The 20431-nt window shown below is 35.7% G+C and carries 24 protein-coding genes and 1 pseudogene; 15 read left to right on the forward strand and 10 right to left on the reverse strand.

Translation table 11 applies throughout. The features are described from left to right. Position 1: 1 nt before the first annotated feature. From F606_RS0107310 to F606_RS0107325, 4 genes are all read right to left on the reverse strand, one after another. Entirely contained in the window at positions 2–640 is a 639-nt protein-coding gene (locus F606_RS0107310) for a DUF502 domain-containing protein (protein WP_019553231.1), read from the reverse strand. 97 nt (positions 641–737) lie between these two features. Continuing rightward, on the reverse strand, positions 738–1628 hold the full coding sequence (gene era / locus F606_RS0107315) for a GTPase Era (RefSeq protein WP_019553232.1): 891 nt from the start codon (positions 1626–1628) through the stop codon (positions 738–740). A 58-nt stretch (positions 1629–1686) separates the two neighbouring features. Next, complete coding sequence (gene ybeY, locus F606_RS0107320) at positions 1687–2154, reverse strand: rRNA maturation RNase YbeY (protein WP_019553233.1); 468 nt, start codon at positions 2152–2154, stop codon at positions 1687–1689. A gap of 237 nt (positions 2155–2391) precedes the next feature. Beyond that, positions 2392–3201, reverse strand: coding sequence for a hypothetical protein (locus F606_RS0107325; protein ID WP_019553234.1), 810 nt, complete (start codon positions 3199–3201; stop codon positions 2392–2394). Positions 3202–3319: 118 nt separating this feature from the next. Here F606_RS0107325 and F606_RS0107330 point away from each other — a divergent pair, with 118 nt between their 5' ends. Beyond that, complete coding sequence (locus F606_RS0107330; protein ID WP_019553235.1) at positions 3320–3862, forward strand: biotin transporter BioY; 543 nt, start codon at positions 3320–3322, stop codon at positions 3860–3862. Between the two features lie 80 nt (positions 3863–3942). Here the strand turns inward: F606_RS0107330 and F606_RS0107335 are convergent, their stop codons facing one another. The 3 genes from F606_RS0107335 to F606_RS0107345 form a co-directional block, all read right to left on the reverse strand. Further along, entirely contained in the window at positions 3943–5862 is a 1920-nt protein-coding gene (locus F606_RS0107335; protein ID WP_019553236.1) for an LTA synthase family protein, read from the reverse strand. A 108-nt stretch (positions 5863–5970) separates the two neighbouring features. Continuing rightward, on the reverse strand, positions 5971–6423 hold the full coding sequence (locus F606_RS0107340) for a GNAT family N-acetyltransferase (RefSeq protein WP_019553237.1): 453 nt from the start codon (positions 6421–6423) through the stop codon (positions 5971–5973). A 236-nt stretch (positions 6424–6659) separates the two neighbouring features. After that, positions 6660–8183: a YifB family Mg chelatase-like AAA ATPase gene (locus F606_RS0107345; protein WP_019553238.1), complete on the reverse strand. Its 1524-nt coding sequence runs from the start codon at positions 8181–8183 to the stop codon at positions 6660–6662. Positions 8184–8625: 442 nt separating this feature from the next. Here F606_RS0107345 and F606_RS0107350 point away from each other — a divergent pair, with 442 nt between their 5' ends. The 9 genes from F606_RS0107350 to F606_RS23145 all read left to right on the forward strand — a co-directional run bounded on the left by F606_RS0107350 (position 8626) and on the right by F606_RS23145 (position 13673). Further along, the gene (locus F606_RS0107350) at positions 8626–8937 is read left to right on the forward strand and encodes a hypothetical protein (RefSeq protein ID WP_019553239.1); all 312 of its coding nucleotides are present in this window, start codon (positions 8626–8628) and stop codon (positions 8935–8937) included. A gap of 214 nt (positions 8938–9151) precedes the next feature. Beyond that, on the forward strand, positions 9152–9679 hold the full coding sequence (locus F606_RS0107355; RefSeq protein ID WP_019553240.1) for a nitroreductase family protein: 528 nt from the start codon (positions 9152–9154) through the stop codon (positions 9677–9679). A gap of 297 nt (positions 9680–9976) precedes the next feature. Next, on the forward strand, positions 9977–10231 hold the full coding sequence (locus F606_RS0107365; RefSeq protein WP_033368242.1) for a hypothetical protein: 255 nt from the start codon (positions 9977–9979) through the stop codon (positions 10229–10231). Between the two features lie 81 nt (positions 10232–10312). Then, a complete protein-coding gene (locus F606_RS0107370) occupies positions 10313–10741 on the forward strand; it encodes a C-GCAxxG-C-C family protein (protein WP_019553243.1) in 429 nt (142 codons plus the stop codon). Positions 10742–10764: 23 nt separating this feature from the next. Continuing rightward, positions 10765–11283 (forward strand): hypothetical protein, encoded by a 519-nt coding sequence (locus F606_RS0107375; RefSeq protein ID WP_019553244.1) that lies wholly within the window; start codon positions 10765–10767, stop codon positions 11281–11283. Between the two features lie 192 nt (positions 11284–11475). After that, complete coding sequence (locus F606_RS0107380) at positions 11476–11832, forward strand: hypothetical protein (RefSeq protein ID WP_019553245.1); 357 nt, start codon at positions 11476–11478, stop codon at positions 11830–11832. 242 nt (positions 11833–12074) lie between these two features. Then, positions 12075–12584, forward strand: coding sequence for a hypothetical protein (locus F606_RS0107385; RefSeq protein ID WP_211210043.1), 510 nt, complete (start codon positions 12075–12077; stop codon positions 12582–12584). Positions 12585–12692: 108 nt separating this feature from the next. Beyond that, the gene (locus F606_RS0107390) at positions 12693–13154 is read left to right on the forward strand and encodes a DUF805 domain-containing protein (RefSeq protein ID WP_019553247.1); all 462 of its coding nucleotides are present in this window, start codon (positions 12693–12695) and stop codon (positions 13152–13154) included. Between the two features lie 348 nt (positions 13155–13502). Further along, on the forward strand, positions 13503–13673 hold the full coding sequence (locus F606_RS23145; protein WP_019553248.1) for a hypothetical protein: 171 nt from the start codon (positions 13503–13505) through the stop codon (positions 13671–13673). 191 nt (positions 13674–13864) lie between these two features. Here F606_RS23145 and F606_RS22235 read toward each other — a convergent pair. After that, positions 13865–14742, reverse strand: a pseudogene (locus F606_RS22235) (IS1380 family transposase). Positions 14743–14850: 108 nt separating this feature from the next. Here F606_RS22235 and F606_RS22240 point away from each other — a divergent pair. The 5 genes from F606_RS22240 (at position 14851) to F606_RS0107415 (ending at position 18112) form a co-directional block, all read left to right on the forward strand. Beyond that, a complete protein-coding gene (locus tag F606_RS22240; RefSeq protein ID WP_281166759.1) occupies positions 14851–15633 on the forward strand; it encodes a recombinase family protein in 783 nt (260 codons plus the stop codon). Positions 15634–15902: 269 nt separating this feature from the next. Beyond that, positions 15903–16286, forward strand: coding sequence for a hypothetical protein (locus tag F606_RS22245; RefSeq protein ID WP_019553250.1), 384 nt, complete (start codon positions 15903–15905; stop codon positions 16284–16286). 28 nt (positions 16287–16314) lie between these two features. Beyond that, positions 16315–16485 carry a hypothetical protein gene (locus F606_RS23625; protein WP_245542095.1) on the forward strand — a complete coding sequence of 57 codons (171 nt, stop codon included), beginning with the start codon at positions 16315–16317 and terminating at the stop codon, positions 16483–16485. A gap of 8 nt (positions 16486–16493) precedes the next feature. Then, positions 16494–16697 (forward strand): magnesium chelatase subunit ChlI family protein, encoded by a 204-nt coding sequence (locus F606_RS23630; RefSeq protein ID WP_245542096.1) that lies wholly within the window; start codon positions 16494–16496, stop codon positions 16695–16697. Positions 16698–16882: 185 nt separating this feature from the next. After that, positions 16883–18112 carry an ArsB/NhaD family transporter gene (locus tag F606_RS0107415; protein ID WP_019553252.1) on the forward strand — a complete coding sequence of 410 codons (1230 nt, stop codon included), beginning with the start codon at positions 16883–16885 and terminating at the stop codon, positions 18110–18112. 532 nt (positions 18113–18644) lie between these two features. Here F606_RS0107415 and F606_RS0107420 read toward each other — a convergent pair. Both F606_RS0107420 and F606_RS0107425 read right to left on the reverse strand, forming a co-directional pair. Beyond that, positions 18645–19910, reverse strand: coding sequence for a TolC family protein (locus F606_RS0107420; protein ID WP_245542097.1), 1266 nt, complete (start codon positions 19908–19910; stop codon positions 18645–18647). A gap of 53 nt (positions 19911–19963) precedes the next feature. Then, positions 19964–20428, reverse strand: coding sequence for a universal stress protein (locus tag F606_RS0107425; RefSeq protein ID WP_019553254.1), 465 nt, complete (start codon positions 20426–20428; stop codon positions 19964–19966). Positions 20429–20431 lie beyond the last annotated feature (3 nt).

The raw sequence follows: 20431 nt of genomic DNA on the forward strand, positions 1-20431 counted from the left end.
GTTATTTTTCTTCTATACCTTTCTTTTCAGCGTTTGCTTCCATATCTTCTACATAATTTTGTTCCGTGCCGTTACTTTTCGGCATCACAGCTCCAGCCGTCAGCATATATTGCAGCGCCGACTCGCCGCTGATATTCAAATAAACTGCATCTTTTTTCGGAACAAAGATATTGCTTCCCGATGTCATGTTAAGACTCCAGGGAATAAACACGCAGATATATTCATCGCCCAGTTGATTTTGCAGCTCTTTGGGTACATCCGCCATAACAAAGCCCATTGCCAAGACCCCGGAATGAGGATACGGCACCATAACAACATGATTGAATAAATTTTTCGATTCAAAAACTGCTGTAGACAAATGCTTAACACCATTATAAATAAGTTTTACAATAGGAATTTTATTCACAAGACTTTCGCCATAGCCGATTATTTTTTTCAAAACCCAATAAGATGACAGCCAGCCCACGAGAAGAATCATTGCCACAACCGTAATCAACCCTACTCCGGGAAAATAAACCGGCAAATAACGGCCAAGAACACCATCCGTAAAAGATAAGATCTCTGTAATAACAAAAATCGTAATAGCCAGCGGTACAATTAAAATCAGTCCATTAATAAAATACTTCGATAGTGGTTTCATTTGCCCAACTCCATTTTCATCATACAAAATGGGCTATTTCACATGTTTTTACTTATTGACAAATAAAACATATAAAAACAGCCCAGTCTACTTTATTTTATTCGAAACCAAAACTCTTCAGAGCACCATCTCGATTACGCCAGTCTTTTTTGACTTTGACCCAAAGATCCAGATAGATTTTCGACCCTAACAATGTTTCAATATCGCGACGTGCCAAGGCACCGATTTCTTTTAAAAGCGTACCTTTTGCACCAATGATGATACCTTTTTGCGAATCACGTTCTACGTAAATCGTAGCACGAATATAAACATCCTCATTTGACCGTGTTGTCATTTCATCAACATCCACCGCAATCGCATGCGGTATTTCTTCTCGGGTTAAAATAAGTACCTTTTCCCGAACAAGTTCCGCAACAATAAGGCGTTCAGGTTGATCTGTAACCATATCGCTTGGGTAATACTGCGGACCTTCTTCTAAATGTTTTTTGATTTCTACAAGTAAGCCATCTAAATTTGTTTTTTCTTTAGCGGAAATTGGCACAACACCAATGAATGGATATTTTTCTGTATAGCGCGAAATAATCGGCAAAACTTGCTGTTTTGTAATCTTATCAAGTTTATTGACTACCAAAATAACTGGTTTATTCGTTGCCTGTAAACGTTCTAGAATATATAATTCACCTGCACCCAAATCCTCTGTGGCATCAACCACAAATAAAATGACATCCACTTCTTTTAAAGTATTTTCCGCGGCATGCAGCATATATTCGCCTAATTTATGTTTTGGCTTATGAATCCCCGGTGTATCGATAAATATAATCTGTGCATCATCTTGCGTCAATACACATAAAATTTTATTTCGTGTTGTCTGTGGTTTATCGGACATAATGGCAATTTTTTGTCCAATTAAACTATTGATTAATGTTGATTTACCTACATTTGGTCTGCCAATAACCGCAATAAATCCTGATTTATGAATTTTTTCCATATGATCGCCTCTTCTTTTTCTTATATTTTAATGAAACATAGCTTTGCTTAGGCTGTAATTAAGATTCACGACCAATCCCCAATTTTGCCATAACGTAATCTTCTTCTTTTCGCATCTCAGCCCGATCAACTTCTTCCATATGATCATATCCTAAAAGATGCAACATTCCATGCACTGTCAAAAATGCTATTTCACGTTCAATACTATGCCCATATTCAGCCGCTTGTTCAGTGGCACGTTCCACCGAAACAATAATATCCCCCAGCATGTTGATACTAGGTCCATCAACAATATCCGGTTCCTCCCCTTCATTTAAAGCGAAAGAAAGCACATCCGTCGGACGATCTATATTCCTGTATTTCATATTCAATTCATGAATATACACATTATCGGTTAAAGTAACACTTACTTCCGCTGTTTCCAATCCATACAGTTCACCAACTTTAATAATAGCATCTTTAACTATCGTTTCAACCGATGGACTACTTTTAATTTTTTCTGGATACGTACTGATGATGATTTCCATTTCTTTAATTTCCTCTCGACATTTATACAAAAACGCAAAATCATAATAAATTCCAGCATTTTTGCTCCATTTAACATAGGGATTCTTTCGATAAAATTTTCGTACAACGAAACTTACCCGTACTTTAATTTTACCTTAAAGCAAATAAATGTAAAGTTATATTTTTGTAAGCGACCATATCGTATAGTTTCCCAGCTTTATAAAACCATGAAAACGAGTTAAAAACAAAAAAAAATTCTATAGTTCACTAAAAAAGCAGCCAGCTTCATCAAGCAATCGTTCCACGGCCAAACTACGATTGGTTTCAACTAACACCTCATCCCTAAGCGAAATGGACCAAATACGGTTCCAATCACTGCGGATTTTAAAATAAACAAATTGCCTTTCAGGATCAAAAACCATACTACATTGCGTTGGATGCTGCGAATGATCCTGTCTTGCCGTTTGCAAAATATGAAATGCCTGTTCAATTGGGTCACCTAAATTCGCTTTATCCAGTAACTGGTGAACAATGTTATATCGATCTGCTCCCTGACATCGTGCATCGATATCTTGTGAATTTTTATAGATTGTATTCGCGAAATTTGTCATCACCAGTCTACTGCCCGTTATTTTCTGCTGTTGAAGTTTACCATCCACACACTCCAAAATGCTCGCCTGACCCTTGCTGTTGGCATACATGTTATGAACCTGAAAACTTGGCGGCATAAAAAAGCCTTGTGATCCATCAAGCGCCATAATTTCCGTTAGCTTAATCTTCCTATATAAATAATCGTGAAATAACTGCATCCCGTTTAACTGCTGATTTGATTGACGAGGCAGAACATTCTTTTTTTTACCAATAAAATGCATTTCCTGCAAATTAACAAATTCTCCGGTATCCGTCATTCCAACAAGTGGTGAATATTTTTTAAAATACCGGATATAAAAACAAATAAATTTACCAGAAACGGTCTTTTTTAAGCAAACTTTCATTTCAATAGGAGCAAAATCAAAATTCATAGCATAAATAGGCCTTTCCCAATAAACTGCAAAACAAGTACACATAAAATATCCTCCCAAGCAAGTCGTTAACCATATAATATATCTTTGTTGACGAGATGTAAATAAATCGGTATACTTTATCTCGTACTTATTTTATACAAATGACGAGGAGTGTATCTTTATGAACCAATCTGCTCTAACCAATTTAATTTATCCTGCATTTTGTGCAGCACTTATATCCGTTATGGGATTCATCTCCATCCCACTGCCATTTAGCCCTGTACCAATCACAGGGCAAACACTTGCCATCATGCTGACAGGAACCTTATTAAAACCGAAGCTAACCTTTTGGAGTCTCACCATCTATTTATTACTCGGTGCCGTCGGACTTCCTGTTTTTGCTGGATTCAGTGGTGGAATTGGAGCTTTTACCAGCCCTAGCGGTGGTTATTTAATTAGCTATCTCCCTGGGGCTGTCTTGATCTCTTTGCTAAAAGGGTCCAGTAATACACTAGCTCGATTAGCTCTGGCAAATCTGCTTGGTGGAATCGGCATCGTTTATCTGATCGGTGTCCCTTGGCTCGCCTGGATCACCGATATGTCAATGGGCAAAGCACTAAGCGTTGGCTTCCTTCCTTTTATTCTTGGTGACCTTGTGAAATTATGTATGGCTGTCCTGATTGGTCAAAAACTTCACCGTCATTTAGAACAACTGCATAACTAATAAAGACAGTGAATGCGAGCTATATTCTAAACGATCTCACATTCACTGTCTTTTTATTTTAACATCATATTACCTAATTTTTAATGCACTGCACCATATTTCCCCTCTTTATAGAGCGTACTGGCACCTTGATACCACGTAATTGCCTCTTTCAGCAAATCGGAATCCGGTGCTTGTTTAATATACTCACCAGTTTCATAATTGATTTGATAAAATGAAACTTGTTTTTTTGGTTCTAAGACAATCAATTTATCGCCTTTCCCATAAGCAATATTCTGGTAGGTACTAATAAAAATGCGTTCCTTATTTTCCGGCAGCTTCATGACATCGTAGCCCATAAACCGTGAAGTATAAGAAAAATCAAGCAATCCTAGCAAAGTAGGAGCAACATCAATTTGACTCATGAGCCGATCCACGCGCCCCGGTTTGATCAATTGTGGTGCGTAAACGATCAATGGAATATGATATTTTTTGATTGGTACTTCTGTATTGCCGGCACTTGATGCCTGATGATCCGCAACAATAACAAAGACTGTATTATTAAACCAAGGATGTTTTTTGGCCTCAGCTAAAAAATTTCCAATAGCCCAATCTGTATATTTAACCGAACCATTGCGACCGCCTGGAGATGGTATATCAATCCTGCCATCTGGATAAATATAAGGACGATGATTTGATGTAGTCATAATCATCTGGAAAGTCTTCTCACCATTGGCATACGCTTTATCAAGGTTTTCAACCGCTTCGCCAAAAACAACTTCATCCGCTACACCCCAGACAGTTTCGGTCATGATTTTTTCTTTTGGAATACTCGTACGATCTAGAATCTGATAATTATTCTTTTCATAAAAATCATTCATATTATCAAAATAACCATACCCGCCATAAATAAACCAGCTTTTATAATCCCGACTGTTTAGTACCGATCCTAAAGAAAACATATCTGCATTATCAGGACGACGAACAATCGATTGTCCCGGTGTCGGTGGAATGGATAAAGTAAGCGCCTCAAGGCCTCGAACCGTCCTCGTTCCAGTAGCATAAACTCTAGTAAACAGTAGCGAATCCTGCGCAATTTTATCTAAATTGGGCGTCAACCCTTCTTTATTACCAAAAATGCCCAAGTAATCTGAACTCAAACTTTCCACGGTAATTACAACAATATTTGGATGTTTTTCCGGTCCCGCCGCCGTTATAACTTTTGTCAAGTCACCTAAATCTGAACTACTATATTGACTGTTGCTTTCCTGTAACAGTCCTCTGAGTTCAGGATCAAGTTCTTCTTTCGAAATCGTTTTATAATAACGATCATACTCAAGTTCATTATTACGAAATGCTGATAAAAATTCATAGGAACCATTACCGGCCAATTCATTATTAAGAACATTGGTACTCACATTTTTCCAATTTGCAGAAACTGCAAAAAATACGAGTATTGGGAATAGTAGAAAAATCCCGAGGATACCTAACCTTTTTTTAAACGAAATGCTGGTCGTCCAGCACAAAGATTTTTTCCAAATAAAAAATGTTAGGATACTAGCACAAATCGCCATGCCACTGAATAATGCTTTAAGTGGATACCCCTCACGAATCATCCCCATTAATTCTTGTGTATAAACTAAATAATCCACGGCTATAAAATTGAATCTAGCCTGGAATTCAGCCCAAAAATAAAACTCGGTAATCCCCAATAACAACATAACAACCGTCGAAATCCAAATGAAACACGTAAGAATTATTTTATTGCATTTACCAGCAAAAAAACGTTGTGGCACCAAAGATACATAAAGAATCAATGGCAATAAGGCTTGTCCAATAACGACTAAATCAAAAAAGCCGCCAACAACAAAAACCTTGCACAATTCCCACGGCGTCGCGACAATCGTATGATAAGAAAATAATGTCAAAGCAACACGCAATACCATTCCTAAAACAAACCATAAAACTCCTGCTGTTATTACTACTGAAAACCGACCAAATACACTTTTATCAAAATTCATCAAAATCCCCCTGTGGTATTAAATCTAAATACTGTACATTGGCAGTATTTTCTAAAAATAAATAAGACGATTTATTATAGCAAACTTTTATGAAAAACAGCAGAGAACTTATTTATATTCCATTTCATAACCACTTTGCACAAACCCATATTTTTCATAAATACCTCTGCCTTTTTTAGTGGCTTCTAATGAGATTTTACGAACACCATGTTTTTGTGCCGCTTTAACCAATAAATCTAAAATCTGCGTTGCAACACCTTGTTTTCTATATAAAGGAGATGTATACATATTTATAATATAAGCACATTTTCCCGATGGATGGTTGTAGGTTGGCATAATTTCGTAAAAACTGATGCCCCCACAGCCAACAAACCCCGTTTCAGTATGTGCCACATATATGACATGCCGCTCATCCGCAAAACAATTTCCATAATATCGTGCTGCTTCTTTTTCCACGAGCGACATATCCACCATATCCGAAATTTTATAATCTGTTTGTAGTGCCTCGATGCATATCGTAGTCAATCCAGCCTTATTCGGCTCTATAAATACGCTTGCCATGAATGAATTTCCAACTTTCTTTATCCTTCATAAAAACTTTCTACTACATAAATATGTTGCGATTATTTTTCATCAGGTTGTATTTTTAAATTTCTATTCAGTGTAACACATTTTTATGCTCAAATGCTTATTTTAAAATTTCATAATATATATAATGTATTAAATAAATGACATCCAGCCTATTAGTCTCCCAAGCTAAAAGCGGGCATCGCTAAACGAAATAACTATTTTATTTATTATATCTGTATTAGATTATTCCGAAGCTGTACAGCTTCAGCTGCATGGTGATCGGTAATTTGTTCAGAATGATCTAAATCAGCAATCGTACGTGACACCTTAATAATCCGGTCATATGATCTTGCACTTAGACTCATCTTTTTAAAAACCAACTCTAAAAGTGATTCTGCTTCGGGAGTCAATGCACAGTGCCGCTTAAGCATCGCGTGACTCATTTGCGCATTACAGAAAATTTTATTTTTTTTGAAGCGATTTAGCTGCACACAACGTGCTGCCTCAACGCGACTACGAATAACAATCGAAGCTTCTGCTGGTTTTGTTTCTGTTAGTTCTTTATATTCGACGCGAGGTACTTGAATATGTATATCGATTCGATCTAGCAATGGACCAGATATTTTTTTTGTATATCTTTTTATTTCATTAGCGGTGCAGGAACAAACATGTTCAGAATCTCCAAGAAATCCGCAAGGACAAGGATTCATGGCAGTGACGAGCATTAGCGATGCAGGAAAGGCGATGGATGCATTGACCCGCGAAATCGTCACCATGCCATCTTCCAGTGGCTGACGGAGCACTTCCAGTGTCGACTTGCCAAATTCCGGCAGTTCGTCGAGAAAAAGTACCCCATGATGACTCAATGTAACTTCGCCCGGTTTGGGAATTGTTCCCCCTCCAATCATTCCAGCACTGGATATCGTATGATGGGGACTACGAAATGGCCGATTTGTAATAAGCCCCTCGCTCTGTCTTAAGAGTCCGGCAATACTATAAATTTTTGTTACTTCTAATGCTTCTTGATTGGACATCGTTGGTAATATAGAACTAACACGTCTGGCCAACATTGTTTTCCCTGCACCAGGCGGACCAACCATCAAAATATTATGACCACCGGCAGCGGCTATTTCCAAAGCTCGTTTTGCGACAAATTGTCCTTGAACATCGGCAAAATCTTCGGCAAAACTATCGATTTCGACTGGATCGGCGATTTTTTTCAAAGCGGGTTCTACTACTTTTTCTCCTGTCAAAAATGCAATCAATTCCGTTAATGTTTCAACAGCATAAACCGTCAATCCTTCCACCAGCAAAGCTTCATTGATATTTTCTGGAGCCACAAAAATGGTCTTGATTTTCGATTCTTTACAATGAATAGCCATTGGCAATAGTCCGTGTATGCCACGCAATTTCCCTTCAAGTGATAGTTCTGCGGCAAACATACTATTTTGGCAAATTGTCACAGGAACAATGCCATAGGCTGCTAATAAACCGATAGCGATAGGTAAATCAAGACCAGAACTATCTTTTTTTATATCAGCTGGAGCTAGATTAATTGTTATTTTTTCTTGCCGCAATTTTACCCCTGAATTTTTAATCGCCGTTCGGACACGTTCTTTTGATTCCTTGACTGCAGCATCAGGCAAACCGACGATTTCAAAGCCAGGCAGCCCATTGGCTATATCTACTTCTACCTGAATAAGAATCCCATTCACACCAAATGTTGTTGAACCATATGTTTGAGCAAACAATGAAAAGCCCCCTCAGTCAGTCATTTCCCGCATACTTAAAGATCCTTCTTAAATACGATATCTTTTGTAAAATCTTATATACATATTTATATTCGTAAAAAAATTGCATGCACCTTGTTATAAAATGATATTTTTTACAGAACGTTCGCTCAAGCGGCAGCAACTGAAAAATTTAGTTAATCTAGTTTGTGGCTCACATTCTAATAATGTTTCAAAGGTAAAAATGGATTCATGTCGAATAAATATAATTTGTTTCACCTTTTACTCTGCTGAGTTTGATTGTTTTGTCATTTGATTATTTCGGCAAGTTTAGGGGGAAAGTCCTTTTTTAGTAATTAGACCTCCTCGATTTATATAAGGCCATGAATATTAAATTTACTCAATTATTAAAGGAAATAGTTAATCCATAATTTTAAAATAATAACAGAGGTGCTGATAAAGTATGATTGAATTCTATATTTCTTGTAAGTTAAAAGAAGGAGGCGCAAAACAGCCTTCTTTAATCGCCAATGCAATACGAAAATGTTTATTTGATAATCAGATGATAACTTCCGGAAGGCAGTTTTATATTTATGTAAATGCCGAAAGATATAATTTTCAGAGTTGTAACACTGCAACTGTTTTACAATTCTTATGTAAAATTGACAGAACCACCGATTTAACTCTTGATGAACTAAATGTATTATTGGAACCTGCTTTTAAAATTTTAAGCGAAAAAAATGGACTGGATAATTTTGAAATAAGTAAATCATAAGAAGATTAACTTACAGATAATCTGAATTTAAGTTTATGCCAACCTATTCATGCACGACAAGTAAGGTCTTTTAGGGGCAAGTCGAATGAATAGCTTGTTGTTTTATTGCCACGGGTGTTGCTTGCCCCTACAGGATTGGGACGCATATTTTATAAATTCTGTATTGAATAATTTCACTTTATTAACCGTGATTAAAATATATAAGGAGGATTTTATGAGTTGTTTGACAGATAATATTTTAACTCGAAGGAGCATTCGCGCTTACCAAGAAAAGCCCGTAAATTCCGAAGACATAAAAACCATCTTGACTGCTGCAACATGGGCTCCATCAGGTAATAACTTACAGCCTTGGAAATTTGCCGTCATAATAAATGATAAAGCTCTTATTAAAAAGCTTTCCGCTTTAACTATTTATGAGCATTGGGTACAAACAGCACCTTGCCTGATTGCTGTCTTTTTAGATCCAGAAAGTTCAGAAGGATTAGCTATCCCTAAGCTTCACATGAAACATGTTCAATCTATTGGTGCTGCAATTCAAAATATGCTTTTAGTTGCAAACGACCTCGGTCTTGGAACGTGCTGGATTGGCGAAATATTAAAAAATGAAAAAACTCTTAAAAATATTTTAAAAGTGCCTTTAATGTTGGAACTTATGGCTGTTATATCTGTGGGATATTCGGGGAGTATAATACAAAAAGGAAAACGTAAAGAAGTCGATGAAAGTGTTATTTGTTGGAAATAAGATAAGAATTTCTATAAACCAATTAACAATAAGGAGATTAAATATTCACACATATAGAAATGAATTTTTCAGCGGCAGTGATTTTAGGCAGCGTGCTATTGGTTTTCACCTTGGGAAAAAGTCCTTTTTTTCGTATTGATCGAGCGGGGTAGCTATTATTGGTCTATTTGTCATTGTCGGTGGCGTAAAAGCTAGTGGCTTAGTGGTTCAAGTACAAACTTTGCTACCAATGGAACAAATGAATAATCTTAGCTTTTTTGCTTTGTCAGCGTTGTTTTATCAAATCTCGTCAGCAATGTGCCAGTAGTACTTTTACTGCAATATTATATTCCAGTGGGTAATGCTGCACAAAAATGGCAAACTTTGGCTTTGTTTTCTACTCTTGCGAGAAATCTTATAATTTTTGGTTCAATTGCAAATTTAATTGTCGTTGAAATAGCTAAAAAGAATAAAATTATCATTACAGCAAAAGAGTATTTTCGTGTAGGGTTTCCTTTAACAGTAATTTTGACATTTTTATGCTTGCTCTGGTTAAATTTTTTAGCGAAATAGAGCTCTACGTATAAAAAGATAGCTGCCTTTCTTATGTAAACAAAATAATATTGCCACACTGAGATAGTGGGAGATGAAAATATGATTCAAGAAGAGTACATTCGTGAAAAAGTACATACCTATTATTGGTATGAAGATGTTAATTGTGCAACAGTTATGCTTAAGATATTGGCAGAGTTACATGACTTAAAATTAGACCTGCAAATAATCAATTCTGCTATTGGTATGCATGGTGCTGGTGGTTTTGGTGCGCAGTGTGGCTTAATAGAAGGTTCTTTGATGTTTATAGGAATCTGGGGTAAAGAAAACGGACTATCAACAGAAAAAATAGTTGATTTATGTTATGGTTTCGCAAAAGATTTCGAACAAGAATTTGGCAGCCTGTTATGTAGCAAATTGCGTCCTCAAGGATTTAATACAGATAACCCTCCACATCTGTGTGAAGGGTTATCAAATAAGGCTGTAAAATTTACTGCTGAATATTTAAAGGACAACGCTAAATTTTTATAAGTTCAAAAGAAAGAAGGTATAAAATGAAACGCACACTCTTTTTGGTTATAATATTTATGGCAATTTTAAGCAGTATTTGTTTTGCAAATCAATATGATGATAGTCCAGACCAGTATACAAAAATTGATTCCGGCGCAACTTTTAATACCTATCTGGATAAAGCTTCTATCAAATCTGTAAAATACGCCCAACCCTACTACACGATTCGATGCAATAATATCGAATTTGATCAAACTGACGGCATTACGGCTAAAACTACAGTAATATACTCTTATGATTTCAATACAAAAAACATACAGATACAAATCCCTAAAAACATTGCTCAAAGTGAAGATGGCAGCCTTTCATATAACTCAGTTCGTGATGAACCACCGATTGATGTTGTCCCTGACAGTTTGTCATTTAAAGAATCAATCATGTTGTTTAAACAATTGTATGGTGAGAAGGCTGCGAATGCATTCCTTAATGCTCCGAATAATAAATCAAAATTCCAGTCTAATGTGAATGATACTGACAATCTTCCATCTGGTGAGATAGTATAATTTTTCTTACAGATAAGCTGAATTTAAGTTTATAAAAGCCTATCCTCGCACGACACGTAAGACCTTTTGGATCTATGTAAGTCGATTTGGATAGGCTTTTTTTATAAAAAAATTCTAAAAAGATGCTTATTAAAGAAAATAATCAATCTAGAATCTAGAATTTAAAAATAATAACAGAGGTGCTGATAAATTATGATTGAATTCTATATTTCTTGTAAGTTAAAAGAAGGCGGAAACAAGAATCCTCCTGCAATTGCAAATGCTATACGGGAATGTCTGTTTGATAATCAAGTCATAACATCAGGAAGACAGTTCTATATTTATGTAAATGCCGAAAGACATAATTTAGACAGTTGTAAAAATTGTCCAAATAAAGTTTGCGTCAGTAAGGCCGTTCTTTTGAACTTCTTATGTAAAATTGACAAAGCCCCTGATTTAACCCTTGATGAACTAAATGTATTATTGGAACCTGCTTTTAAAATTTTAAGTGAAAAAAATGGACTGGTTAATTTTAAAATAAGTAAATTATCACGCCTTGAAAGCGTATAAATAAAAAAGCCACCCCGAAGGATGGCTTTTTGCTTTGACTAGTTATATCGATAACGGATATGTGTTTTAGGTACCATAACCCTTGATGAATTTATGTACAAACAATACGTGATTGAGCTCTTGGAATCTGTTGAAAGATAAAATCACGTTTAACATAAATATAAAATAAAAAAGGATTTGATAAGTTGAAAAGGATTTTATTGATTATTATTTTATGCTTTACCTTATTTTCTAATACATGTATGGCTGAAGATTGGATAATGATCGTCAGATCAGAAGATGCCAAGACCTATATTGATTTCGACAGTATTCAGTATGAATCTATTATTGTTGGAAGTACACATACGTTAATATATTACAAAAAATCTATTTTTACGGAATATGGCAAGAAAATTTTTCTTGATAGCATAAGTCCATCAGAAAAAGAAAAGCTTCAAAATGTTTATGCCTCGATTGAATTATGTGGTATTAGTTTAGATAATGAACATAAAATGATAGGTTCCGATTACCTAGATGTATATATAGATTCAAACAAAAATATAATAGCCAAATATCCCCATACTCCAAAATGGGAAAAATTGCAAAAAGGTTCTATGCAATATGACATAAATACTTATCCATTAAGTTATGCTTATAATAATTTTCAAAAAGTAATGGATCGAGGATATGCTGATAAACAATCAAAAAAAGCTACTACAGTTCCAGAAAAAACTGATACCAGAAAAGCCTCCAGCATTATATCTAAAGAATAAAATTAAAGCTTCGCCTTGATTATCGTTTTAATAATACAAAATTACAAACAACTTTAACTTATATTAGAAATTTGGCATTATAAAAACAAGGATGTGTTTATAGTATTTATGGAAATATTTAAAAACTTCTTTTCTTTCAAGGGAAGAATTGATCGTAAACAATTTATTATCGCAACAATAATCATTGCTGTGATCGACTTTATTTTAGAATACAAAAATGTCCATGCTTATAAAAACGACATGAATATTTTTATTGCTATTGGGATAGCAATTTTATTACTAAACATTGTACATATATCTTTTATGGTTCGAAGAATACATGATTTAAGCAACGCTCATAGGCTTTTAGTAATTTTATCTACAGTAATAACAATTTTTGTAATATTAATTTTAACAGTAGCACTGTCTTTTTATTTCTTATCAAAAGACGACTATATTATACCATTGGCACTTGGAGTTATTATTTTCCTGACCGCATGTTTTTTTAAGACTATATTTGTATTATATCTAACTATAAAAAAAGGCTCACCAGGTAAAAACAAATATGATATTGATGCTGAACTTAAATAAAGCATATACATTACAAAATAAAAGCTCATAAATTTTATATTTGATATTGAAAATCATTTACATATATGGTATATTATATTCATGCTTTTCATTAAGCTCTCCAAATATAAAATACACAGCAAAAAACGGCTCGTGATACTCAGGCGAGCCGTTTTTTGCTGTGTATTTTTAGTACTTATAAATTTTAAACCAATTGATTCTATTGTCACATTAGGCCATTAACCAACAAAATTGCTACTGTTTTCCCAATTATTAAAAAAATTAATTGAATTAATCATTAAGTAGTATTAGCTTATAATAAGCGTAGTCCTAAAGTACTATTCCTTTTACATTTAAAGGGAGTATCTTATGTCTATTACTTATGATCGCCCTACTCTGGACGAAGAAAAACGGTTTATGGCAAAACGCATTCGCAATTGGATTATGAAGCCGGAATCCGATCCAGAACTAACGGAGATTGTAAGAGCCGATAAGATCGAGGCTTTAAAAGTGTTTTTAGCTGACGAGACAGAGAAATAAATTAAGAAACCTATTCATGCAAGATGAGCAAGACCGTTGGGGGATTTATGCAAGTCTAAGTGGATAGGTTTTTATTTTAATTAAGAAGGTGTATTATTTTATATTACCATTTACAGTAGACAACTCCCGTCTGTTCTAAAATCTATTTTTTACTTGTCAAAGAACAGGTTCGTTCTATTCTAACTTGGGTCTTAGTCGATCAATATTTTTAAATGTTTCATAAAACTCACGAATATACGGACAGCTGCTGCAAAGATTTTCAAGAATTTCAATCGAATTGTATCTGCACGAAACTTTTTCATTTTTCCCGGCAGACATAAGCGGCGAAACCAGTTAAAAAGGTTGTATGCCAACATACAAATCTGCAAACGATTTGAATTAACCAGATAGAATGGCTACTCATCATAGCAAAACCAAATTCATTTTTGGATTTTTTAATGAAATTTTCCATTCGATCGCGATTGCAGTAAAACCTTACTAAATCCTGTGGCGACAATGCCATATTCGTCACAATGAATGTATGACGAACAAAAAGTTCTTCCGGACGTTTTTCTATTTTACAAATAACGCGTCTAGCGTAATTCCAGCTTCCTGCCTGATACGAAAATTCACCATAAAGAGCTACGAATTGATCAGGGTGAACAGCCGCCTTCGCAGTTACCTCTTCTTCCAAATGGAAAGCCAGTTCTCGCAGTAAGCGATTGTTCTTGAGTCGTATTGCATAAGAGCAACCATTCGATTCTGCTTGTGTATAAAGTTCCGGCGTAGCAAAACCACTGTCTCCACGGAGAAACAGTTCCGTATCTGGATACTGGTTGAGATATTCATCAAGAAGCGGCTGCAAAAACTTCTGAACTCCTGTTGAAGAATACGTATTGCCCTTGCGTAATTCAATTTTTAGTAAATCCCCTGTAAACCCGTCATAACAAACCAGTGGGTGCTAACCATGTGCCGAGTAATGGTAGTTAAACGCTTCTCCCTCTTGCTTTCCGTAAGTTGGAAGAAGTGTCGAATCCAAATCTAGCAGAATTCTTGGTGGCTGGCCAACGGAGTAAATTCGTTTACGCAAAGCACATGTAATTTCATGAAGCTGTTCCCGTGTTATTTCATCTAGACGAGATGAGCGGCCTGTTGGCTCAGAGCTTGTACGTGACGCTCAAAACAAGTGTTTTGATACATTCTTGTCTATAAGCTTGATCGCCTTGGAAGAGCAACCAGAGTAATTTTAAACGTTATCTATGATTTTGAAAAGTATGGCGTAAAGTTAAAATCAATGACTGAACCATTTGATACTGGTGATGCATCCGGTCGTTTTCTTCTCACAATATTAGCTGGTGTCGCTGACCTTGAACGAAGTAATATAATCGAAAGAATGTGGCTCGGCGCAAATCGATCCACCCGAGAAGGAATTTGGCTTGGTGGCATTGTCCCCTATGGATATTTCAAAAATGATGAAAAATACCTAGAAATAAATGATCATATTATGCCATCGTGCGGCATATCTGAGGCTGATATAATTCGGCTAATATATAAACTAACCATTGAAAATAAAATGACCACTATAAAGATTGCAGACCACCTTAATGCCCTTGGACTTCCCCCATCTTATTTTATAGACTCACCGGCAACTGGCAGACGAAAAAAAGAAACTGCTGGTATATGGCGCCCAGGTCGTGTACTCAATATGCTAAAAAGTACAACATATAAAGGCATTCACCAATATGGAAAACGCTCTGCTAAGCAGCGTGAAATAATTGAGCGGAACATTCCGGCTATTATATCACCCGAAGATTGGGAAGAAGCTCAAAAAGTCATTCGCGCACACTATATTTTTTCTCGTCGCAATGCAAAACATATTTACCTCTTAACAAGTTTAATCAAATGCAAAAATTGTGGTTACACTTATCAATCTGCATGCAGCAAAGGTGCATCTTACTACCTGTGCGGCGGTCGAAGCTAATGGCGAGCTAAAGGTAGAGAAAAATGTTATGGCCGAAGCATCAATATGCCATGGTTAGATAATTATATATGGAATGATTGCCTGAAATATATTAATAATCCAGATACAGCAATTGAAGAAATCGAAAAAAACAATACGACTAAGTCCAAACCTCAAAACATAACTGATGAAAACTGCTTCTTGATACGCAACTCGATCAAAAAGAATCTGAAAAAAGCCGCATCTTAGATTTATTTCGAAGGCAGCTTATTAGTTTAAATGATGTTGAATTGCAGCTAAATAAAATTTCACAAGAAAAAAATATAATTCAAGAACGCATCACCACTATAAAGGAAAAAGAAAAATGTGTGTCGAATGTATTTGCATCACAGGCCTCTGCTAAAAAACTTTTGAATCACTTGAAAGATAAAATAAGCTCTACCGAAAATACAGTAGAGTTTAAACGCGAAATCATTATGTCGATTGTCGATAAGATTACGGTTGCCACAATTGACGAATCAAGAAAATCAAATATGAATATTACAATCCATTACAAATTTAACAAAAACGAGGAAAAATCAGTCTTACCTGCCCATGTTGTTGACGACACGCTTGTCCTTGTGGATTTCTTGGGGATTCTGAGCATGCTTGTTCCTGTAACGCTAATGAAATAAAAAGATATACAAAAAAATATCTGGTCCATTGCTAGATCGAATCGATATACATATTCAAGTACCTCGCGTCGAATATAAGGAACTAACAGAAACAAAACCAGCAGAAGCTTCGATTATTATTCGTAGTCGCATTGAGGCAGCACGTTGTGTGCAGCTAAATCGCTTCAAAAAAATAAAATTTTCTGTAATGCGCAAATGAGCCACGCGATGCTCAAGCGGCACTGTGCATTGACTCCCGAAGCAGAATCACTTTTAGCATTGGTTTTTAAAAAGATGAGTCTAAGTGCAAGATCATATGATCGGATTATTAAGGTGTCGCGTACGATTGCTGATTTAGATCATTCTGAACACATCACTGATCGCCATGCAGCGGAAGCTGTTCAGCTTAGGAATAATCTAATACAGATATAATAAAACAAACTGATTATTACCGAAAAGGAAAGCATACCACCTTCCGGTGGCAAGGCCTTCAGTAAGCACGCGGCACAGAACGACACAGATACCAGATTCAAACGAACAAACCCGATGGTCAATATCCTAAGAGCGGATGACCACAACAAGGGCAGATGGATAAATCGTATAAAGGAGATTAAATATTGACACAGATAGAAATGAATTTTTCAGCGGCAGTGATTTTAGGCGGCGTGCTATTGGTTTTCACCTTGGGAAAAAGTCCTTTTTTTCGTATTGATCGAGCAGGGGTAGCTATTATTGGTGCGGTTGCCATGATGGGACTCGGTATTATTTCCTTTGACGATGCAGTAAAAACCGTTGATTATCGAACGATTGTAATTTTATTTTCTATGATGGTGCTTGTAGCAAATTTAAAAATTGCCGGATTTTTTGAATTTATTGGGCAGCACGTTTTAGAGAATGTACATTCGAAGAAACTTTTATTGCTCGTTGTTATTTTACTTAGCGGTGTTTTGTCAGCATTGGCCATCAATGATATTATCTGCCTACTATTGACACCTGTAATCATTTTTATATGCAATAAAGGAAACTGTGATCCCTTGCCGCATTTAATGGGGTTGGCTTTGGCTTCTAATATTGGCAGTGCTGCTACTTTTTTAGGAAATCCGCAGAATATTTTAATTGGTAGTTTATCAAAATTGACGTTTATGGAATATTTTAAAGTGGCCATTCCTATTGTATGCATCGGACTACTGCTTACCTATCTGTTCCTTGCAATGGCTTATAATAAAAAGTTGCAGGGTAAGCTGGATCACAGCTCTTTTCAAGCCCCTTATGTGAATACCTATTTAATAGGGAAAACCGTTTTAACCTTATTTTTTGTAATTGGATCCTATATAGCTGGTTATGATATTGTCTTAACAACAAGTTTAGGGGCAGCATTTTTACTGATTACCAGGAAAGTTAAACCAAATAAAGTTTACACAAGCATAGATTTTAACTTACTGGTTATTTTTATTGGTCTATTTGTCATTGTCGGTGGCGTAAAAGCTAGTGGTTTATTGCTTCAAGTACAAACTTGGCTACCAATGGAACAAATGAATAATCTTGGTTTCTTTGCTGTGATCAGCGTTGTTTTATCAAATCTCGTCAGCAATGTTCCAGCAGTACTTTTATTGCAATATTATATTCCAGTCGATAATGCTGCACAAAAATGGCAGGCTTTGGCCTTGTTTTCTACTTTCGCGGGAAATCTTACAATTTTTGGTTCAATTGCAAATTTAATTGTTGTTGAAATAGCTAAAAAAAATCAAATTATCATTACAGCCAAAGAGTATTTTCGTGTGGGTTTTCCTCTAACAGTAATTTTGACATTTTTATGCGTGCTCTGGTTGAACTTTCTAGCGAAATAGAATAGAAAGCCCTACGATGAGCAGCAATTTATTTGATATCGGATAACGACCTCTTAAAGGACAGAAATTTACTTTTCCCGCTAACAATATGAATCGTTAATCAGCCATTTTTCATACATTTCCCAATTAATCTTTAACCTGAATTATTCATGACGTTTAAAAATACCATATCTATGTATAATTTTTCTCAATAAGAATTAAAATTTGACATTTCGCTTTGTCAGTCGATTTAAAAAGATTTTCAAGTAATTGATTGAGTCCCAATTAATCTACAAATTCATGAAAAAGCAAGAGACTGGCATCTGAAGATAAATTGGCACCGTTGAATTAGATTTTAGAATTCACCTAAATAGTTAAGGATTAATTATTTATAAATCCACAAAAAATAATAACAAAATAGGCACCATTTTTGTAAAATCGTAATTTATAAAAAAACGATCAGAAATCAGGTGCCTACAATGAATTATTGAAATGCTGACAGCGCGAAAGTGAACGAAATAAAGTCGCTCTTCCTCATGCCATCGTATCTTTCTTACGCTCTTATTTCTACTTTTTTGCCAATAGCTCTATCAAGTTTTGCTTTATTTATATTGTAATCATATAGTGAATCTATATAATTTGTCTTCGCCTGATCAAGTGCGAGCTCGGCATCCATGACATCTAAATTCGTATCAACTCCTGCGCTATAGCTTTTTTGAGAAATATCTAAATTTACATTTGCCTCTTCGATTGCAACCTTGTTCGTTGTAATTCGTTTTTCGGCTTTCCTCATATTTAAACAGGCATCACTAATTTCTAAAGCAATATTGTCTCTTGTCTGTTGCTGTATATTTTGGGCAGAAAGAATGCCTGATTTTGCTGCCTTGATTTTTGCATCTGTATTGCCTGAATCAAAAATATTCTGTTTTACTGTCAGCATGGCAGTCCAGTCTCGATTATCGGTTCCGGCAAAATCATCATCATCCCAAGCCATCGTTCCCCTTATGCGCACATCCGGACGCTGTGCACTTCTAGCAATATTCATTTGCTTTTCCTGAATTTTGACTGCAATTCCCTGCTGTGCCATTTCCGGACGATTTTCCAAGCCTTCTGCTGTCATTTCATCTAAATTTAAATCATATTTTTGATATCCAAGCACATCAAGCAGCCTGATATCCGTATCCAGCGACAATCCCATTGTTTTATTTAGACTACGAATGGATAAATCATAGTCACTCTGTGCCTTGACCAAATTATTTTCCGCATTCGCCATACGTACTTTCGTCTGTACTACATCATGCCATGGCACTACTCCAGCATTATACATTTGCTGTACATTATTTAGATGCTGATTAAAATTATCTACCATTTGATGAGCTATATCCAAAACGGTTTTCGCTTTTAATGCCTCATAATATTTCGAGTCAGTTTCAAGTTTAAGATTTTGTTTTGTTGCATCAATTTCAAGTTCAGATGCATTAAGTGATAGTTTCGCCTGATCGATTGTGTTTTCAAGACGTCCACCAGTATACAGAGGAATGCTGGCGGATATTTCATTGCTATAATAATTATATGGTGAAACAGCTTCCAGGGTGGCCTGCCAGGTGTGCGGTGCTGTCGAGCGCATATCAGTATGCTGATAGTCAAGGGATATTCCCTTGCTGCTCTTTGCCTCTTTTACACCCCAGACAGCCTGTTCTTTTTGTGCCTCTACGGACTGTAAAAATGGATCATTTTTCAGTGCAAGTGCAACACTATTATCTAAGGACAAATTAAGTTCTGCCGACACATGTTGACAAAAAGATAATGCAATCAACAAAAAAAATGATTGTTTTTTTAAAAATCGAAACCTCATCTCTTGTAAAACCCCTTCTATTTTATAATTAAAACCGAACACTGTGCATTCGCTGTAACATATTTACTTACACTTCCCTGCCATATTCCAGAAAGGAAATTTAATCCTCTACTCCCAATGACAATAACATCATAATGATTACGCTGGGCAAAATCTGTAATAGCAATCCCAGGTTCACCAATCTCATAATACGTACGCCTGCGAATATGCTTAGGAATTAATTTTCCTGCATCTTTTAGCATACTTTTAGCAAATGCCACAGGATTAGACCTAACTTCATGGGGTACTTTATCGCCATGAATTTGTTTTTGCAACGGAGTTTGCTGCGAAAAAGTCAAGATATATAAAATACTGATTGTTGCCTGAGATAATTCTGCCATATCAACAGCAGCGGCTATAGCCCGACAGGAATTTTCCGAACCGTCTATCGGAACTAATATTTGTTTATACTGTATACAAGACTTTGTATCTGGTTGATCCATAGT

The sequence above is a fragment of the Propionispira raffinosivorans DSM 20765 genome (assembly GCF_000381065.1).
In the GTDB taxonomy this organism is placed as follows: domain Bacteria; phylum Bacillota; class Negativicutes; order Selenomonadales; family Selenomonadaceae; genus Propionispira; species Propionispira raffinosivorans.

Bases quoted from the DNA above. Each gene is read 5' to 3' on its own strand.
- F606_RS0107310 (WP_019553231.1), bottom strand. From the start codon at position 640: ATGAAACCACTATCGAAGTATTTTATTAATGGACTGATTTTAATTGTA.
- era (WP_019553232.1), bottom strand. From the start codon at position 1,628: ATGGAAAAAATTCATAAATCAGGATTTATTGCGGTTATTGGCAGACCA.
- ybeY (WP_019553233.1), bottom strand. From the start codon at position 2,154: ATGGAAATCATCATCAGTACGTATCCAGAAAAAATTAAAAGTAGTCCA.
- F606_RS0107325 (WP_019553234.1), bottom strand. From the start codon at position 3,201: ATGTGTACTTGTTTTGCAGTTTATTGGGAAAGGCCTATTTATGCTATG.
- F606_RS0107330 (WP_019553235.1), top strand. From the start codon at position 3,320: ATGAACCAATCTGCTCTAACCAATTTAATTTATCCTGCATTTTGTGCA.
- F606_RS0107335 (WP_019553236.1), bottom strand. From the start codon at position 5,862: ATGAATTTTGATAAAAGTGTATTTGGTCGGTTTTCAGTAGTAATAACA.
- F606_RS0107340 (WP_019553237.1), bottom strand. From the start codon at position 6,423: ATGGCAAGCGTATTTATAGAGCCGAATAAGGCTGGATTGACTACGATA.
- F606_RS0107350 (WP_019553239.1), top strand. From the start codon at position 8,626: ATGATTGAATTCTATATTTCTTGTAAGTTAAAAGAAGGAGGCGCAAAA.
- F606_RS0107355 (WP_019553240.1), top strand. From the start codon at position 9,152: ATGAGTTGTTTGACAGATAATATTTTAACTCGAAGGAGCATTCGCGCT.
- F606_RS0107370 (WP_019553243.1), top strand. From the start codon at position 10,313: ATGATTCAAGAAGAGTACATTCGTGAAAAAGTACATACCTATTATTGG.
- F606_RS0107375 (WP_019553244.1), top strand. From the start codon at position 10,765: ATGAAACGCACACTCTTTTTGGTTATAATATTTATGGCAATTTTAAGC.
- F606_RS0107380 (WP_019553245.1), top strand. From the start codon at position 11,476: ATGATTGAATTCTATATTTCTTGTAAGTTAAAAGAAGGCGGAAACAAG.
- F606_RS0107385 (WP_211210043.1), top strand. From the start codon at position 12,075: ATGGCTGAAGATTGGATAATGATCGTCAGATCAGAAGATGCCAAGACC.
- F606_RS0107390 (WP_019553247.1), top strand. From the start codon at position 12,693: ATGGAAATATTTAAAAACTTCTTTTCTTTCAAGGGAAGAATTGATCGT.
- F606_RS23145 (WP_019553248.1), top strand. From the start codon at position 13,503: ATGTCTATTACTTATGATCGCCCTACTCTGGACGAAGAAAAACGGTTT.
- F606_RS23630 (WP_245542096.1), top strand. From the start codon at position 16,494: ATGCTCAAGCGGCACTGTGCATTGACTCCCGAAGCAGAATCACTTTTA.
- F606_RS0107425 (WP_019553254.1), bottom strand. From the start codon at position 20,428: ATGGATCAACCAGATACAAAGTCTTGTATACAGTATAAACAAATATTA.